At 69.6% G+C, this 935-nt stretch carries 1 protein-coding gene; it reads right to left on the bottom strand.

Features of this window, described 5'->3' with window-relative positions:
* Positions 1 to 136 precede the first annotated feature (136 nt).
* On the bottom strand, positions 137 to 484 hold the full coding sequence (locus N864_RS22695; RefSeq protein ID WP_034722928.1) for a UBP-type zinc finger domain-containing protein: 348 nt from the start codon (positions 482 to 484) through the stop codon (positions 137 to 139).
* Positions 485 to 935 lie beyond the last annotated feature (451 nt).

Genomic DNA, 935 nt, shown 5'->3' with positions numbered 1-935 from the left:
GCCGCTGAGCGCGCTTCCAGCGCAAGCCGGCTGAGCGTCATACCTCCTGGGTGATGATGTCGGTCGCGGGCGGCTCGGCCGGCGTCCGGAGGACAGGCTCACGTCTCGGTGGGGACGAGCCAGGTGCGCCGACGCGTCAGTGCAGGTGCTGTTGCCAGTCGGCCGGAACGCGGCCGCGGGGGCCGGGCGTCGGCTGGTCGATGGGATGGTGCTCGGGCGGCCCGAGCCGGGGCCCGTCGAGCATCTGGTCGCTCCGATAGTCGTAGTACCAGTGCTCGCCCGGCTCGAAGCTGGTGATCAAGGGGTGGCCGGTCTGCCGGGCGTGAGCGGTGGCGTGCTGCGACGGCGAGGTGTCGCAGCACCCGATGTGTCCGCACTGGGCGCAGCGGCGCAGGTGGAACCACCAGCCGCCGGCCTCATCACATTCGAGGCAACCGTCTCCGCTCGGCGCGACGCTCGGGTCGATCCCGCTCGGCTCGGCCACGGCGCTCCTTCCTCGCGGCGTACTGGTGACTTTCAGTCTGGAGCGCTGAACCGTCGGGGTGCAAGGACCTCGTCCGCAAAGCTGAGCAGACGAGCAGGTATGCCGCTCAGCTCGGTTCGCCGACAACGTGACCGGTCGCTCGGCCGAGTCCGGCTGGCGGGTTGGCCCTTACCTGGCCGTGGTGCCCAGCCCGGTCCCGTAGATCGCGTCGATGTAGTCGGTTGCCGGCCGAGCCACGCCTCGATAAACGGGCACAGCGGGCGCGGTAACGACCGGGCGCGCGCATCATCCAGCGGGAAGCGGGCCAGCCTGGATGCGATTTCGCTGTCCCATTGCAGGAGAAGAGTGGCGACCGGCCCGTTGGCATCCTGTCTGGCCTGCAACCAGTTATCACGTTTCCGCGGGTCAGGGCCTGTTACTCGGGAGGTGAAAGTGGTGGCCAGGGGCGGGG

The sequence above is a fragment of the Intrasporangium chromatireducens Q5-1 genome (assembly GCF_000576575.1).
Lineage (GTDB): Bacteria > Actinomycetota > Actinomycetes > Actinomycetales > Dermatophilaceae > Intrasporangium_A > Intrasporangium_A chromatireducens.
This window is presented reverse-complemented; position numbering and strand designations above follow the sequence as displayed.